This window comes from Mesorhizobium sp. M0491, assembly GCF_040321265.1.
GTDB lineage: Bacteria > Pseudomonadota > Alphaproteobacteria > Rhizobiales > Rhizobiaceae > Mesorhizobium.
Map to the genome: position 1 here is coordinate 1 of NZ_JAMYRE010000032.1, position 15252 is coordinate 15252.

15 protein-coding genes and 1 pseudogene are annotated in these 15252 nt (G+C 62.5%); 7 read left to right on the forward strand and 9 right to left on the reverse strand.

Annotated features, from left to right (window positions below; genetic code table 11):
* Positions 1 to 173: 173 nt before the first annotated feature.
* From urtB to NKI69_RS30035, 5 genes are all read left to right on the forward strand, one after another.
* A complete protein-coding gene (gene urtB, locus NKI69_RS30015) occupies positions 174 to 1790 on the forward strand; it encodes an urea ABC transporter permease subunit UrtB (protein WP_352723112.1) in 1617 nt (538 codons plus the stop codon).
* Complete coding sequence (urtC, locus tag NKI69_RS30020; protein WP_352723113.1) at positions 1787 to 3019, forward strand: urea ABC transporter permease subunit UrtC; 1233 nt, start codon at positions 1787 to 1789, stop codon at positions 3017 to 3019. The genes urtB and urtC overlap by 4 nt, the downstream gene beginning before the upstream one ends.
* Positions 3020 to 3025: 6 nt before the next feature.
* Entirely contained in the window at positions 3026 to 3772 is a 747-nt protein-coding gene (urtD, locus tag NKI69_RS30025; RefSeq protein ID WP_023813007.1) for an urea ABC transporter ATP-binding protein UrtD, read from the forward strand.
* A gap of 69 nt (positions 3773 to 3841) precedes the next feature.
* Positions 3842 to 4537, forward strand: coding sequence for an urea ABC transporter ATP-binding subunit UrtE (urtE, locus tag NKI69_RS30030; RefSeq protein ID WP_023813006.1), 696 nt, complete (start codon positions 3842 to 3844; stop codon positions 4535 to 4537).
* A gap of 267 nt (positions 4538 to 4804) precedes the next feature.
* The gene (locus tag NKI69_RS30035; RefSeq protein WP_023759335.1) at positions 4805 to 4981 is read left to right on the forward strand and encodes a hypothetical protein; all 177 of its coding nucleotides are present in this window, start codon (positions 4805 to 4807) and stop codon (positions 4979 to 4981) included.
* A gap of 138 nt (positions 4982 to 5119) precedes the next feature.
* Here the strand turns inward: NKI69_RS30035 and NKI69_RS30040 are convergent, their stop codons facing one another.
* The 8 genes and pseudogenes from NKI69_RS30040 to NKI69_RS30075 all read right to left on the reverse strand — a co-directional run bounded on the left by NKI69_RS30040 (position 5120) and on the right by NKI69_RS30075 (position 13187).
* On the reverse strand, positions 5120 to 6271 hold the full coding sequence (locus NKI69_RS30040) for a GGDEF domain-containing protein (RefSeq protein ID WP_023813005.1): 1152 nt from the start codon (positions 6269 to 6271) through the stop codon (positions 5120 to 5122).
* Between the two features lie 115 nt (positions 6272 to 6386).
* On the reverse strand, positions 6387 to 7208 hold the full coding sequence (locus tag NKI69_RS30045; protein ID WP_023813004.1) for a DUF72 domain-containing protein: 822 nt from the start codon (positions 7206 to 7208) through the stop codon (positions 6387 to 6389).
* Between the two features lie 60 nt (positions 7209 to 7268).
* A pseudogene (locus NKI69_RS30050) lies at positions 7269 to 7703 on the reverse strand (GNAT family N-acetyltransferase); the annotation flags it as partial.
* Positions 7704 to 7734: 31 nt separating this feature from the next.
* Complete coding sequence (uvrA, locus tag NKI69_RS30055; RefSeq protein ID WP_352553032.1) at positions 7735 to 10656, reverse strand: excinuclease ABC subunit UvrA; 2922 nt, start codon at positions 10654 to 10656, stop codon at positions 7735 to 7737.
* Between the two features lie 714 nt (positions 10657 to 11370).
* Complete coding sequence (locus NKI69_RS30060; protein WP_352553034.1) at positions 11371 to 11667, reverse strand: hypothetical protein; 297 nt, start codon at positions 11665 to 11667, stop codon at positions 11371 to 11373.
* An 88-nt stretch (positions 11668 to 11755) separates the two neighbouring features.
* Positions 11756 to 12361, reverse strand: a complete 606-nt coding sequence (locus NKI69_RS30065) for an ATP-dependent Clp protease proteolytic subunit (RefSeq protein WP_352723114.1) — start codon at positions 12359 to 12361, stop codon at positions 11756 to 11758.
* Between the two features lie 23 nt (positions 12362 to 12384).
* Entirely contained in the window at positions 12385 to 12876 is a 492-nt protein-coding gene (locus tag NKI69_RS30070; protein ID WP_023813000.1) for an SRPBCC family protein, read from the reverse strand.
* Positions 12873 to 13187 carry an ArsR/SmtB family transcription factor gene (locus NKI69_RS30075; protein ID WP_013531836.1) on the reverse strand — a complete coding sequence of 105 codons (315 nt, stop codon included), beginning with the start codon at positions 13185 to 13187 and terminating at the stop codon, positions 12873 to 12875. The genes NKI69_RS30070 and NKI69_RS30075 overlap by 4 nt, the downstream gene beginning before the upstream one ends.
* Positions 13188 to 13413: 226 nt before the next feature.
* Here NKI69_RS30075 and NKI69_RS30080 point away from each other — a divergent pair, with 226 nt between their 5' ends.
* On the forward strand, positions 13414 to 13935 hold the full coding sequence (locus NKI69_RS30080) for a single-stranded DNA-binding protein (RefSeq protein WP_023812999.1): 522 nt from the start codon (positions 13414 to 13416) through the stop codon (positions 13933 to 13935).
* A 117-nt stretch (positions 13936 to 14052) separates the two neighbouring features.
* Positions 14053 to 14478 carry an OsmC family protein gene (locus tag NKI69_RS30085; RefSeq protein ID WP_023812998.1) on the forward strand — a complete coding sequence of 142 codons (426 nt, stop codon included), beginning with the start codon at positions 14053 to 14055 and terminating at the stop codon, positions 14476 to 14478.
* Between the two features lie 27 nt (positions 14479 to 14505).
* Here NKI69_RS30085 and NKI69_RS30090 read toward each other — a convergent pair whose 3' ends face one another.
* On the reverse strand, positions 14506 to 15135 hold the full coding sequence (locus NKI69_RS30090) for a MarC family protein (RefSeq protein WP_023736559.1): 630 nt from the start codon (positions 15133 to 15135) through the stop codon (positions 14506 to 14508).
* Between the last annotated feature and the right edge of the window lie 117 nt (positions 15136 to 15252).

The window sequence follows — 15252 nt, forward strand, 5'->3', positions numbered from 1 at the left end:
GTGGGGGCGGGGCCGGGCGGCGGCGTCCCGCCGCGCGGGGGGGGGGCCGGCCCCCGCCGCGGCTCCCCCCCCGCCCGGCCCCCGCCGCGCGCGGGCGCGGGGGGGGGGGGGCCCGGCCGCCCCCCCCCCCCCCCCCCACGCCCACTTCAACCTTCAAGGGTTACCAGAGACCGATGAACCTGTTTCGTACGATTGGTTTGATGCTGTTGTTCCTGCTGGCGACACTGTCGTCCTCCGGCGCCGGCGAAGCCGATCTGCGCGGCATCATCGCCAAATTCGCCGCGGCCAAGGGCTTTTCCGAGATCGGAGCCGTCGTCCACGAACTGGCGGCCGCCGGCGATCCGGCTGTAGAGCGGCCGCTTGCGGCACTTGCCGACGGCAACCTCTATGTCCGCAAGGCCGATTCCCTGGTGTTTGTCGGCAAGGAAGCGGGCGAAAGCGTCCAGCTTTCCGACCCGTTGAGCGGCGAGGCATCGGGCGAGGCGGCCAAGGACGGCATCACCAAGGTCAAGGTCAACAATACGCTGCGTCGCGTCATCCGCGATGCGTTGGGCACGCTGACGCTTGGCGCCAAGGATCCGGCCGTGCGCGTTGCCGCCGCCGACACCATGTTCAAGACGCCCGACGCCGCAAACATCGGACCGCTCGACACGGCAATCGCCAGTGAGAGCGTGGCAAGCGTCAAGGCGCTGCTCGAACAGGCTCGTGCCGCCTCCGTTCTGGTCTCCGACCGGCCTGAAGCCGACAAGCTCGCTGCAATTGCTCTGATCGGCGCGCGTGGCGACCGAGATGCGGTTTCCCTGCTCACCTCGGTCGAGGCGAATTCCACCGATGCGGTCAAGCAAGCGGCGGCGACCGCAATCGCCAACATCAATTCGACGCTGGCCTTCTGGGATGCCGGGCAGAACATCTGGTACGGCATCTCGCTGGGCTCGGTGCTGCTGCTGGCGGCAATCGGCCTTGCCATCACCTTCGGCGTCATGGGCGTCATCAACATGGCGCATGGCGAGATGGTCATGCTCGGCGCCTACACGACCTTCGTCGTCCAGCAGGTGATCCGCACCTCCTTTCCCGGCCTGTTCGACTGGTCGCTGGTTATTGCGCTGCCGCTGGCTTTCCTCGTCGCGGCCCTAGTCGGCCTGATCATCGAGCGCGGCGTCATCCGTTTCCTCTATGGCCGGCCGCTTGAAACGCTGCTGGCGACATGGGGCGTCTCGCTGATCCTGCAACAGGCCGTGCGTTCGATCTTCGGGCCGACCAACCAGGAGGTGGGCAACCCCTCGTGGATGTCGGGCTCGTTCAATGTCGGACAGTTGGCGATCACCTGGAACCGCCTGTGGATCCTGGTTTTCGCGCTCGCTGTCTTCGGCATCCTGCTCTACGTGATGAAGCGCACGCCCTGGGGCCTTCAGATGCGCGCCGTCACCGCCAACCGGCGCATGGCCGCCTCGATGGGCATCAGGACGCCATGGGTAGACGCGCTGACTTTCGCGCTCGGCTCCGGCATTGCAGGCATTGCCGGTGTCGCGCTCAGCCAGATCGACAATGTCTCGCCCAATCTCGGTCGCGGCTACATCATCGACAGCTTCATGGTCGTCGTCTTCGGCGGCGTCGGCAATCTGTGGGGCACGCTGGTCGGCGCCTTCTCGCTTGGCATCGTCAACAAGTTCCTCGAGCCCTATGCGGGCGCGGTGCTCGGCAAGATCGTCGTGCTGGTGCTGATCATCCTGTTCATACAGAAGCGCCCGCGCGGCCTGTTCGCGCTCAAGGGCAGGGCGGTGGAAGCATGATCACGGGACGCTTCTTTGCCGCCGGCGCGGACCGCCGCATCGCCATCACGATCTTCATCCTGCTGGCGGTGGCCGTCATCGTGCCGCTGCTCAACCTTGCGGTGTCTCCTGCCAGCGCCTTCTACATCCCATCCTACATTGTCGCGCTGACCGGCAAATATCTCTGTTATGCACTGCTCGCCTTGGCGCTCGATCTTGTCTGGGGCTATTGCGGCATCCTTTCGCTTGGCCACGGCGCCTTCTTCGCGCTCGGCGGCTATGCGATGGGCATGTATCTGATGCGCCAGATCGGCTCGCGCGGCGTCTACGGCAACCCCATCTTGCCCGACTTCATGGTGTTCCTGAACTACAAGGAATTGCCGTGGTTCTGGTATGGCTTCGACCATTTCTGGTTCGCCGGCCTCATGGTGCTGGCGGTGCCTGGCCTGCTGGCTTTCGTCTTCGGCTGGTTCGCCTTCCGCAGCCGCGTCACCGGCGTTTATCTCTCGATCATCACCCAGGCGATGACGTACGCGCTGCTGCTTGCCTTTTTTCGCAACGACATGGGGTTCGGCGGCAACAACGGCCTGACCGATTTCAAGGATATTCTGGGCTTCAACGTGCAGGCCGACGCGACGCGTTCGGCGCTGTTCGCGGCCAGCGCCGTGATGCTGGCACTTGCCGTCTTCGTCACCTGGGCGATCGTCGGCTCCAAATACGGCAAGCTCTTGATGGCTGTGCGCGATGCCGAGAGCCGCACGCGCTTCCTCGGCTGGCGGGCGGAGAACGTAAAACTGTTCGCCTTCACCGTCTCGGCCGTCATGGCCGGCATAGCCGGCGCGCTCTACGTGCCGCAGGTCGGCATCATCAATCCGGGTGAATTCGAGCCGGCCAATTCGATCGAGGTCGTTGTTTGGGCCGCCGTCGGCGGGCGCGGCACCATTGTCGGACCGATCATCGGTGCGTTGCTGGTCAATGCCGGCAAATCCTGGTTCACCGGCGTGCTGCCGGAATTCTGGCTGTTTGCCTTGGGTGGGCTGTTCGTCGCCGTGACGCTCTTGCTGCCCAAGGGCATCATCGGCATGTGGGACAGCTGGCGCGGCAACGCCAAGGCGTTGCGGGCAGCTTCGATTGCCGAGGAAGCCGGCACCGATGCCGACGTCCCGCCGCCGGCGAAAATCGTTCGTAGCGAGGCGAGAAAGCCCGGCGACTGGTCTGCCAACAACCCCGAACCGCAGCCGGCGGAGTGAGCGACCATGTCAAAGTCGAACACGATCCTTTATCTCGACGGCGTCTCGGTCTCCTTCGACGGCTTTCGCGCCATCAACAATCTGTCGCTGGTGCTCGACAAGGGTGAGATGCGCGCCATCATCGGCCCCAACGGCGCCGGCAAGACGACGATGATGGACATCGTCACCGGCAAGACGCGGCCCGACGAAGGCGACGTGTTCTTCGACGGCCAGGTCGATCTGACCAAGCATGATGAGGCCGAGATCGCCATGATGGGCATCGGCCGCAAGTTTCAGAAGCCGACCGTGTTCGAAAGCCACACGATCGAGGAAAACCTGATGCTGGCGCTGAAGGGGCCGCGCTCGATCTTCCCGGCGCTGTTCCATCGCCGCTCGGCCGCCGAGACGCGGCAGATCGATGACATCCTCGGCATCATCCGGCTTGGCGACAAGCGTGACGAACTAGCGGCCAATCTGAGCCATGGGCAAAAGCAGTGGCTCGAGATCGGCATGCTCTTGGCGCAGGACCCGAAACTGCTTCTGGTCGACGAACCGGTCGCCGGCATGACCGATGCCGAGACCGAGGAAACCGCGCGGCTGCTCAAGGATATTGCCCGCGACCATTCGGTCATCGTCGTCGAGCACGACATGCATTTCGTGCGCGAGCTCGGCGTCAAGGTCACCTGCCTGCATGAGGGCTCGGTGCTGAGTGAGGGCACACTCGATTTCGTGTCGGCCGACGAGCGTGTCGTCGAAGTCTATCTGGGGAGATGAGCATGGTCTGGCGGGTGCAATTCCATCACTTCGATCTGTCGTTCCTGCGGTTGTGGAAAAGGCGCTGACATGCTCGAAGTTTCCAATGCCACGCTGCACTACGGCGCCGCCCAGGCGCTGCGCGGCGTGTCGCTGAAGGCGGGCGCCGGCAAGATCACCTGCGTGCTCGGCCGCAACGGCGTCGGCAAGACCAGTTTGATGAGATCGATCGTCGGCCATCACCGGCTGACGAGCGGAAGCGTTGCCTTCGAGGGGAAGGCGCTCGACCGGAGCGCGGCGTATGACCGCGCCCGGTCGGGCATCGCATTCGTACCGCAGGGCAGGGAGGTCTTTCCGCTGCTCACCGTGCGGGAGAACCTGGAATCAGGCTTTGCGCCGCTGAAACGGGCCGACCGCAACATTCCTGCACATGTCTTCGAATTGTTCCCGGTGCTGAAGCAGATGCTCGGCCGTCGCGGTGGCGATCTTTCCGGCGGCCAGCAGCAGCAGCTCGCCATCGGCAGGGCATTGGTGATGCGGCCGAAGCTGCTGGTGCTCGACGAGCCGACCGAAGGCATCCAGCCGTCGATCATCAAGGACATCGGCCGCGCCATCCGCTACCTGCGCGACCAAGCCGGCATCGCCGTGCTTTTGGTCGAACAATATCTCGATTTCTGCCGCGAACTCGCCGACGAGGTCAACATCATGGACCGGGGCGTGATCGTCCATACCGGTCCGGCGGAAGATCTGGACCGTGCCGATGTCCGGAAGTTCCTGACGGTGTAGAATCGCCGCCGCACTTCAGTTGACGATCCGAAGTCCTTGCCAAGTCCAATATTTCTCCGGCCCTGCATCAGCGTCTCTGGTGCATCGGCAACTGCGTGCTAGTCTTTTCCTAGGCTTTTGTGAGTCGGCCGCTTCCGTACCAGTCTGGTTTATCGCAGATCGAGCCGCGGCTATCACCGGCAAGTCTCACGCAAGCAAGGCTTCCTAGCTTCTCTCCTGCGATCTTTGTCGTTCAACGCGTTTGGGCACACAGGCTAAGGGACAGCCATGGAACGTTACGTCGAGGACTACCAGAAGCGGCGGCTTACCGAGCGCGTCGATATCATCACTGCCATCAACATCTTGAAGTCCCAAGGCTACGGCCATGACGACCTGATCGAGGAGATCACCAAGGTCTTCTATGTCGACCTGGATGCATTCAATGAAATCGTGATGGCGGCGTAGAGCAATTCTGGGAAAAGTGCGAAGCGCTTTCCCTGGACAATTGCATCAGGGTTAGAGCAGCTCGCCGTTTCCTTGAAACGGTGAAATGCTCTGGAAGTCGCACCGCTCATCGTGATCGTGGCTGCCACAGATGCGCGATCAGCCTGCGCGCCTGAACGGAGAGGCGGTGACGCGGTTGCGGCCACCGCGCTTGGCGTCGTAGAGCGCCTTGTCGGCGGTATTGAGCACCTTGTCGAAGCCGAGACCTTCCTTGGTGCCGAAAGCAAATCCGGCACTGACCGTGCATATCAGCGAGCCTGTCTCGGTTTCGATGCGGTGCGCGGCAAAAGCTGTCCGTATGGCCTCGGCGGTGGCCTCCACCGTTTCGGGCAAGGTCCGCTTCAGCACCAGCGCGAATTCCTCGCCGCCCATGCGCGCGGCGACGTCGCCCGGGCGGAGATTGCCGGCGAGTTCCCGTGCGAACACCTTCAGCACCTCATCGCCGGCGGCGTGGCCGAATTCGTCGTTGACGGCCTTGAAGTTGTCGAGATCGAAGACGACCACCGCCGTGAAGGCGCCGACCGGCGCATCGCCGTGCAGGTCGAACAGGGCGCGGCGGTTGAGCAGGCCGGTCAGCGGGTCGGTCAGGGCATTGTGGCGGTGATGCCGGGCCAGACGTCCCTGGTTCAGGGCCAGGGAAAGCGCCCCGATCCCGGTCATGCTGGCGATGACGATGATGAGGCTCAGTTCCTCGGCCCAGTTGCTTGGCGCATGTCCAAGGACCAGCTTTCCATCCAAGGCTAGAACCATGGCGCAGAGAGCGAAGGATGCGGCCGTGGCGGAATAGAGCGCGGTGATACCGATCGTCAGGGCAGGGGCTTCGTCGCGGCCTTTCCAGTATTCGACCGCCGTTGCGAACAGAAGCAAGGCGGCGAAGGCATTTTCGAACATGAAGCCCAGCCCGTCATAGCCTAGAGCCATCGGAGGCAACGTCACGGCCAGCGAAATGGCGCTGCCAAGCACCGTTCGCGGCACTGGCGAGCCGCCGGTTCTGAACTGGTAGGCCGCGCCCAGCATTGTCGAGAAACCGAGCAGGAGGAAAGCCAGCGTGGCGATGCCGAGCAGGCGCCCGGGCATATCGATATAGGCGTCATAGACAAAAATATCGCCGACCACGAACACCAGACTGATCGCCCATGTCAGCAGGAATTTCTCCGAGCGAGCGGTCAGCCACATGCCAAACAATGTCAGGCTCAGGCAGGCAGCGGAAAAACCGACAGCCAGCAGAAGTGAAGTGTAGTCGAGCGACATGCCCCTCGTCCTTGCCCGCGGCGGCCCAAATCTGCGACTGGTTCGGCTGGATTCATGTAGCAAGGAGGTATCGATAAGGTTACGACGGTAGCGAAGATGCCATGATTCCGCTGCGTCAGGGCACCGGCTGACCCTGGTCCACTCGCTTCATCAGTGCCATGGCGCCGAACGGCGCGCGCACCTTGCCCTCGGTGATGAAGTAGACGAACACGTCGCGCGGCTTGACCGGCGCATCGGTGGCGGGGTCGGCGCGCCGCAGGTCGGCCGGCTGCTTGCCTTGCGCCCAAATCTTTACCCGCGCGGCCCATTCATCGAGGCCTTTCGGCGTGTAGCAGTCGGGATTGTCATCGCTGCCGGTCTGCAGCCGGGCGTAGACGAAATCACCGGTGACATCGGCGATGTCGGGATATTTGGCATGGTCGGCGTAAACGATCGCGGCCTTGTATTTTCGGGCAAGTGCTGCGAATTCCGGCACGACAAAACTGTCGTTGCGGACTTCGAGCGCATGGCGCAGCCCAACGCCGTCCTGCTTTTCCGGCAGCAGTTTCAAAAAGGCTTCGAAATCGTCCGGATCGAATTTCTTGGTCGGCGCGAACTGCCACAGGATCGGCCCGAGCTTTTCACCGAGCGCGGCAACACCCGAGCCGAGGAAGCGCATCATCGATTCGCCGGCCTCGCCGAGCACGCGCCGGTTGGTGACGAAGCGGTTGCCCTTTAGCGAGTACACGAAACCGTCCGGCGCCTCGTTGGCCCATTTAACGAAGGTCGGCTCCTTGAAGCTGGAATAGTAAGTGCCGTTGACCTCGATGCTCGGCACCTGGCGAGTGGCGTAGTTCAGCTGCTTGGCCTTGGGAAGCTTGTCGGGATAGAAGGACGTATCCCAGGGCTCGAAGGTCCAGCCGCCCATGCCGGCGCGGATTGTTCCCGATGTGCTCATTGTCATCCTCCCAGTGCTGAAAAAATCAGGCCGCGGTGGTCTCATCGACGACTTTGCCATGTCGACGAGCACCCATCCCGGCCGGTAGGGATTGGGCCGGCGACCCGTTTCGTGGAAACCGTAGGCCAGATAGAGCGCGATGTTCCGCTCCATCCTGGCGTTGGTGTAAAGCCGCACCTCGGGCAAGCGCCACAGCCGCGTCTGTTCGTCCGCGTGTTTGAGCAACGCAATACCGAAGCCTTTGCCCTGAAATTCAGGAGAGACCGCGACGGAGAAGATCATCGCGTGATCGTCGTGCCGTTCCAGTGTGAGTACTCCGGCAATTTCGCTGCCGCTTTCCAACACCCACACCTCGCCGCGCGCGATGCGCGGCGTATAGTCTTCGGTGACTGGGATCGGCGGTGCGCCTAACAGTGCAGTGTAAGGCGCATAGGCCGCTTCCGTCAGCGAGACGACAGTTTGGAGATCACCGGCAAGCGCTCTTCTGATTTTCATTCAAAAGCTCTCCAGGCGCCAACCGGTCCGATCACTCCGCCGCTTCGCGCTTGCCTCCGGGGCGCCGCTCCAGAAGCTCCTTGAGGAACTGGCCGGTGTAGCTGCGCTTCTCGCGCACGATTGCTTCCGGCGTGCCGGAGGCAACCAGTTCGCCGCCGCCGTCGCCGCCTTCGGGGCCGAGGTCGAGCACCCAGTCGGCGGTCTTGATCACTTCGAGATTGTGCTCGATGACCACCACCGTGTTGCCCTGGTCGACCAGTTCATGCAGCACTTCCAACAGCTTGGCGACGTCGTGGAAATGCAGCCCGGTGGTCGGCTCGTCGAGGATATAGAGCGTCTTGCCAGTTGCCTTGCGCGACAGTTCCTTGGCGAGCTTGATGCGCTGCGCCTCGCCGCCGGACAGCGTCGTCGCCTGCTGGCCGATGTGGATGTAGCCGAGGCCGACCTGCTTCAGCGTTTCGAGCTTGTCGCGCACGCCGGGCACGGCGGCGAAGAAGTCGACGCCTTCCTCGACCGTCATGTCGAGCACGTCGGCGATCGACTTGCCCTTGAACACGACATCGAGCGTCTCTCTGTTGTAGCGCTTGCCGTGGCAGACGTCGCAGGTGACGTAGACGTCGGGCAAAAAGTGCATCTCGATCTTGATGACGCCGTCGCCCTGGCAGGCCTCGCAGCGGCCGCCCTTGACGTTGAAGGAGAAGCGTCCCGGCTGGTAGCCGCGCGCCTTGGCTTCGGGCAGGCCAGCGAACCAGTCGCGGATCGGCGTGAAGGCGCCGGTATAGGTGGCGGGATTCGAACGCGGCGTGCGACCGATCGGCGACTGGTCGATGTCGATGACCTTGTCGAGGAATTCGAGGCCCTCGATGCGGTCGTGGTCGGCCGGATGTTCGCGCGAGCCCATGATGCGGCGCGAGGCAGCCTTGAACAGCGTCTCGATCAGGAAGGTCGACTTGCCGCCGCCGGACACGCCGGTGACGGCGGTGAAGGTGCCGAGCGGTATTTCGGCGGTGACGTTCTTCAGATTGTTGCCGCGCGCGCCGACGATCTTCAGGCGGCGGTTCTTCTTCGCTTCACGTCGCACGCCGGGCGTCGCCACTTCGAGCGCGCCCGACAGGTATTTGCCGGTGATCGAATTGGGATTGGCCATCACCTGCTGCGGCGTGCCCTGGGCGATGATCTCGCCGCCATGGATGCCGGCGGCCGGGCCCATGTCGACGACATAGTCGGCATGCAGGATGGCGTCCTCGTCATGCTCGACGACGATCACCGTGTTGCCGATGTCGCGCAGGTGCTTCAGCGTATCAAGCAGGCGGGCATTGTCGCGCTGGTGCAGGCCGATCGATGGCTCATCCAGCACATAGAGCACGCCGGTGAGACCGGAGCCGATCTGCGACGCCAGCCGGATGCGCTGGCTTTCGCCGCCCGACAGCGTGCCGGAATTGCGCGACAGCGTCAGATAGTCGAGCCCGACATCGTTGAGGAAGCGCAGCCGTTCGCGGATTTCCTTGAGCACGCGCACCGCGATCTCGTTCTGCTTGTCGTTGAGCGACGCTGGCAGGTCGGTGAACCACTGGTCGGCCTTGCGGATGGAAAGCTCGGTGACTTCGCCGATGTGCTTGCCGGCGATTTTCACCGCCAGCGACTCGGGCTTCAGCCGATAGCCCTTGCAGACCGGGCAGGGCGTCGCCGACATGAAGCGCTCGATTTCTTCGCGCATCCAGGCGGATTCGGTCTCTTTCCAGCGCCGCTCGAGATTGGGAATGACGCCTTCAAAGGTCTTGGTGGTCTTGTAGGAGCGCAGGCCGTCATCATACTGGAAGGTGATTTCGCGCTCGCCCGTGCCGTGCAGGATGGCTTCCTTGGCCTCTTCGGACAAATCCTTGAACTTGTCGCCAAGCTTGAAGCCATAAGCCTTGCCCAGCGCTTCCAGCGTCTGCGCGTAATAGGGCGAGGTCGACTTCGCCCACGGGCTGACGGCGCCGTCGCGCAGCGAGATGTTCTCGTCCGGCACGATCAGATTGCCGTCGATGGCGCGCTGGCTGCCGAGACCGTCGCAGGTCGGGCAGGCGCCGAACGGGTTGTTGAACGAGAACAGCCGCGGTTCGATTTCCGGAATGGTGAAGCCGGAGACCGGGCAAGCGAACTTTTCCGAGAACAGGATGCGCTCATGCGTCTCGTTCTTCGACTTGTTGACCGAATCCTCGCCGGTCTGGCTGGCATCGAGCGGCTTGTCGGCGAATTCGGCGACCGCCAGCCCATCGGCCAGCTTCAGGGCGGTCTCGATGGAATCGGCAAGCCGCGTCGCCAGATCGCCGCGCACGACGATGCGGTCGACGACGACGTCGAGGTCATGCTTGTACTTCTTGTCCAGCGCCGGCACGTCGGCGATTTCGTAGAAGACGCCATCGACCTTGACGCGCTGAAAGCCCTTTTTTTGCAACTCCAGCAATTCCTTGCGGTATTCGCCTTTGCGGCCGCGCACCATCGGCGCCAGGATGAACAGCCGCGTGCCTTCCTCGACCGCCAGCACGCGGTCGACCATCTGCGAAACCGTCTGGCTCTCGATCGGCAGGCCGGTGGCCGGCGAATAGGGGATGCCGACGCGCGCAAAAAGCAGCCGCATATAGTCGTAGATCTCGGTGACGGTGCCGACGGTCGAACGCGGGTTCTTCGAGGTGGTCTTCTGCTCGATGGAGATGGCGGGCGACAGGCCGTCGATCTGGTCGACGTCAGGCTTCTGCATCATCTCAAGGAATTGCCGCGCGTAGGCCGACAGGCTTTCGACGTAGCGGCGCTGGCCTTCGGCATAGATCGTGTCGAAGGCAAGCGATGACTTGCCGGACCCCGACAGGCCGGTCATGACAATCAGGCTGTCACGCGGCAAGTCGAGATCGACATTCTTCAGATTGTGTTCGCGCGCCCCGCGAATGGAAAGATATTTATGGTCGGCCATAGCCGGTCGCCGCCTCAGAATCTGGAATTTCCTGGAATGGCGGGTTTTCCCGGCCATCCCCTATGTAGGTAGTTTTGCCGCCACGTCGAGAGACGCCACAATTCCCGACCAAAGCGTTTAACCGTCTTTCGCGTGAACGGGCAAGCGGAAAGAACAAAGGCCGAACACGCTCCTGACAAAGCTGTGCAAAAGCTGACCTGCACGTAACCTTCCGGCGATCACATTTTTCGGTAACCGGCTATTGATGGTTGACGCCACCAGCTGACGGGAGCAGTCTCCAGCAGTCAACGAAGACGGCCGTCTTTCGATGGCCTCGCCGCCCAAAGGCGGCCTGCGAGACGCCGCAGGCATTTGCGATTTGTGCTTCGTGACGACAACGTCGCAATGGACAAAGGAGCGGAGCTATGACGCCACCGGATCGTCCCATAGGGTTCCAGTTGTTACTGGAGCGGCGGCAGGCATAAGTGCCAGGGTTTAGCGTTTTCGCCACCCGACAAACCGTGACCTGCCATATCCCCGTAAAAATCAGAGACTGTTAGTCGGATCGTCGGTTGAACGCCGCGTTGCATCCGAAATCAAATGCCGGCAGTACACTCCCGGTAGAGATTGGATTTGAGATCCAAAAAGGCCCCGTCCGTTTGCGCAAAGCACGGCGGGGCCGTTTTCATGTGCGGATTGTCTGTTTGGCGCAACGCAGCACGCGCCGACAGACTGTCAGTGGCGCGGCGGCCCGATCGAGCCGGCGCCGACATCGACGGTGATGCTGCCGGAAATCCTGACATCCGTATCGCCGATCTTGAACTGGCCGTTGCCGTTGCCGGGAAACGCGTCGTCGGACTCCGGAGCCGGCTTGGCGATGCGGTAGTCACCGGTTACGCCGGGCAGGGCGCCTTTTTGCGTTGACGGCGAACTGTCTTCGGCAAGTGCCGCGCCGCTGGTGAGGCCCGCAATGGCGAGCGCTATAACGGCGATGACGCGGTGCAATGATCTGGACTGATGAGTGTCGGTCATCCCAAGACTATAGTGGCGCGCCGCCGATGGAACCAGACCGGCATCGTCAAATCTTCGACAGCCGGACGTACTCCGATCCGGCCCTGGCTCACGCCGCCTTTTTTCGCGTGTCGAAAACATGGTCGACGATGCCCCATGCCTGGGCCTCGCGGGCGGTCATGAAGTGGTCGCGGTCCAGCGTGCGCTCGACCTCTTCATAGCTGCGGCCGCAATGCTGCGCGTAGAGTTCGGCCATGTGCCGTTTCGTCCGGCCGATGCGCTCGGCATGGCGCTGGATGTCGGAGGCCTGGCCCTGGAAGCCGCCCAGCGGCTGGTGCAGCAGGATGGTGGCGTTCGGCAGGGAAATTCGGCGCCCCGGTGTGCCTGCCATCAGCAGGAACGAGCCCATCGATGCGGCAAAGCCCATGCATACGGTCGACACCGGGCAGCTGATGTATTGCATTGTGTCGTAGATGGCGAAGCCGCTGGTGACCACGCCGCCCGGCGAGTTGATGTAGAGCGAGATCTCCTTGTCGGGATTGTCCGATTCCAGCGACAGAAGCTGCGCGCAGACCAACGCCGAGATGTCGTCGTTGATCTCACCGTTGATGAAGACGATGCGCTCGCGCAGCAGTCGTGAAAAGATGTCGAAGGCGCGTTCGCCGCGGCTCGATTGCTCGATCACCATCGGAACCAGATTGGCAACACCGCTCATTGTCTCTCTCCGTCTGTTTGTTTTCAGGCCGCGCGCAGCAGGAGGCGAGGCGTGTTTGCGGCGATTGGCTTAGGTGACCTGTTTGCATCGAGCGAAAGCCGGCAGCCGGCGCCTGCCATGGCGACGGCAGGCATGGCCTTGCGGGCAAAGCCGTCATGGACGACACGCAGATGCGTGCCGCCGGAAACGGTTCGGGCAAGTGTGAAGGTGACGGTGCTGTCGAGCGGATCCTGCCTGGCTGCGTCGCCCGGCTGCTCCCGCCAGGAATAGCGCAGCAGCTTCTCGGGATCGGCGTCGAGGATTTCGCATTCGATCGACGCGCCCGTTCCGGCGAAGGCAAAACGGTTGCCCATCTCGGGTCTGATGTCGTTCGGCATCATCCAGGCGGCGAGCAATTCCGGTACGGTCAGGGCCCGCCAGACCTTTTCCGGCGGCTCGGCAAGCTCGTACTCGAACTCGAGCGCATCCGCGGCGTCGCTTTGGCCCGCGTTGGTCGTTGATCCCGCCTTCTTCATTGATCCATGTCCTTCAAAACCGCCTTCAGCCTTTCGATGCGCTCCGGCCAGAAGGTCCGGTAGCGTTCGATCCAGGAGAGCAAGGGGGCGAGCCCCTGCGGATCGGCGCGGTAATAGGCGTTGCGGCCGGCTCGCCGCTCGACCACCAGCCCGGCCCCACGCAGCACCGCCAGATGCTGCGACACCGCGGGCTGCGACACCGTCATCCCGGTGCGCAATTCCGACACGCTCATCTCGCCGGCGGCCAGCCGCTCAAAGACGGCGCGGCGCGTCGGGTCGGCCAGTGCCCGGAAAATCTCTGCTTCGATCATGCCAAAAGCATAAGTGAATACTTATTGATTTGGCAAGCGGTCTTTTCAAACCCATATGAGCGGCTTCGGCATTGCTGCCATTCCTTGACAATAAGCAGCGATGCGGATAAGAACGAAAAGGGAACAAAAACCTTGTGGGTAAAGGCAGCCATGGCAAGCGGCGATCGCCTGCAGCCTGTAAGGTGCTGCGACAAAAATTTGTTTCGGATGAGCGCGGAGAAATATCATGGCGGGTAGCGTCAACAAGGTCATTCTGGTCGGCAATCTCGGCGCGGATCCCGAAATCCGTCGCCTGAATTCGGGTGAACCGGTCGTCAACATCCGCATCGCCACATCGGAAAGCTGGCGCGACAAGAATTCCGGCGAACGCAAGGAAAAAACCGAGTGGCACAACGTCGTCATCTTCAATGAGGGCATCGCCAAGGTGGCGGAGCAGTATCTGAAGAAGGGCATGAAGGTCTATGTCGAGGGCCAGTTGCAGACGCGCAAATGGCAGGACCAGACCGGTGCCGACAAGTACACGACGGAAGTCGTGCTGCAGAAATTCCGCGGTGAGCTGCAGATGCTCGACGCACGCGGACAGGGCGAGGGCGGTCAGGTCGGCGGCTATACCGGTGGCGGCAGCAGCCGTGGTTCCGATTTCGGTCAGTCCAGCCCGAGCGAAGGCTTCAATCGCGGCGGCGGCGGTACCAAGAGCGGCGGCGGTGGCGGTTCGTCGCGCGAATTGGATGACGAAATCCCGTTCTGATCGCAACAGTTATGTCAGACACAGTGCCCCGAGAGTCATTCATGGACTTTCGGGGTTTTGCATCGTGATTGAGGCTGACCGGGCCGATCAAGGAAATACGGTGAAAGGACGAGTTCGGTGAAAGCACGCGTAAAGTGGGTCGAGGAGCGCACCTTCGTCGGGGAATCCGGCAGCGGTCACAAGGTCGTGCTCGGAACAGCGCACGGATCGGAAGGCAAGACGCCGGGTCCAAGCCCGATGGAGCTGGTGCTGATCGGCACCGGTGGCTGTTCGGCCTATGATGTCGTGCATATCCTCGAAAAAGGCCGCGAGGCGGTCGAGGACTGCGTCGTCGAACTCGACTCCGACCGGGCCGAAACCGAGCCCAGGGTTTTTACACGCATCCATATGCATTTCGTCGTCAAGGGCAGGGCACTCTCCAGCGACAAGGTGAAACGCGCGATCGACCTTTCGATCGAAAAATATTGCTCGGCGTCTGCGATGCTGGCCAAGACCGCGACGATTACCCACGATTTCGAAGTGATCGACACGACGGTGAAATAGGGCCGGCTTCGGCGGCAGCTCGTCGCGTTACCCCGCCATCAGCGCCTTGATGCCGTCGGCCACGAATTGCACGGCCAGTGCCGCCAGGATGACGCCAAGCAGCCGGGTCAGGATCGAACGACCAGTCTGGCCGAGGATGCGGTCGATGCGTTCCGACAGCACGAACACCAGATAGGTGATGGCGAGGCAGACGAAGATGATGCCGACCAGGGCTGCCTGCGCGGCAAATCCCTGAAATGAACTGGAAAGCAGCACCGTCGCCGAAATCGCGCCGGGGCCGGCGATCAGCGGGATCGCCAGCGGGAAGGCGGCGATGTTGTGGATCATGTCCTTGGTGATGGCGACGTCGCCGATCTTCTCCTTACGGTCCTGCCGGCGCTCGAACACCATCTCGAAGGCGATGAAGAACAGCAGGAAACCGCCGGCGACGCGGAAGGCCGGCAACGTTATGCCGAACACCGACAGGATCGATGCGCCGGCAACTGCAAACAACGCCATCACCAGGAAGCCGATGATCGAGGCACGGACGGAAACCTGCTGGCGCTCCTCGCGGTTCATGCCGCGCGTTACGGCCAGGAACAGCGGCGCCAGGCCAGGCGGATCGATGGTCACGAGAATGGTGACGAAGGCGTTGAACAGGCTGTCGAAACTCGGCATCTCTGACCCTCCCGCCGGGCCGTGCCCGGACAGAATATTGGTAGAGCAAAGCCCGGTCGGTGGGAACTGTCAGCGGGAAAGTGGTTGATGCCGGCGCAAAGGATCGCGACGCTTTTA

Bases quoted from the DNA above. Each gene is read 5' to 3' on its own strand.
- urtB (WP_352723112.1), top strand. From the start codon at position 174: ATGAACCTGTTTCGTACGATTGGTTTGATGCTGTTGTTCCTGCTGGCG.
- urtC (WP_352723113.1), top strand. From the start codon at position 1,787: ATGATCACGGGACGCTTCTTTGCCGCCGGCGCGGACCGCCGCATCGCC.
- urtD (WP_023813007.1), top strand. From the start codon at position 3,026: ATGTCAAAGTCGAACACGATCCTTTATCTCGACGGCGTCTCGGTCTCC.
- urtE (WP_023813006.1), top strand. From the start codon at position 3,842: ATGCTCGAAGTTTCCAATGCCACGCTGCACTACGGCGCCGCCCAGGCG.
- NKI69_RS30035 (WP_023759335.1), top strand. From the start codon at position 4,805: ATGGAACGTTACGTCGAGGACTACCAGAAGCGGCGGCTTACCGAGCGC.
- NKI69_RS30040 (WP_023813005.1), bottom strand. From the start codon at position 6,271: ATGTCGCTCGACTACACTTCACTTCTGCTGGCTGTCGGTTTTTCCGCT.
- NKI69_RS30045 (WP_023813004.1), bottom strand. From the start codon at position 7,208: ATGAGCACATCGGGAACAATCCGCGCCGGCATGGGCGGCTGGACCTTC.
- uvrA (WP_352553032.1), bottom strand. From the start codon at position 10,656: ATGGCCGACCATAAATATCTTTCCATTCGCGGGGCGCGCGAACACAAT.
- NKI69_RS30060 (WP_352553034.1), bottom strand. From the start codon at position 11,667: ATGACCGACACTCATCAGTCCAGATCATTGCACCGCGTCATCGCCGTT.
- NKI69_RS30065 (WP_352723114.1), bottom strand. From the start codon at position 12,361: ATGAGCGGTGTTGCCAATCTGGTTCCGATGGTGATCGAGCAATCGAGC.
- NKI69_RS30070 (WP_023813000.1), bottom strand. From the start codon at position 12,876: ATGAAGAAGGCGGGATCAACGACCAACGCGGGCCAAAGCGACGCCGCG.
- NKI69_RS30075 (WP_013531836.1), bottom strand. From the start codon at position 13,187: ATGATCGAAGCAGAGATTTTCCGGGCACTGGCCGACCCGACGCGCCGC.
- NKI69_RS30080 (WP_023812999.1), top strand. From the start codon at position 13,414: ATGGCGGGTAGCGTCAACAAGGTCATTCTGGTCGGCAATCTCGGCGCG.
- NKI69_RS30090 (WP_023736559.1), bottom strand. From the start codon at position 15,135: ATGCCGAGTTTCGACAGCCTGTTCAACGCCTTCGTCACCATTCTCGTG.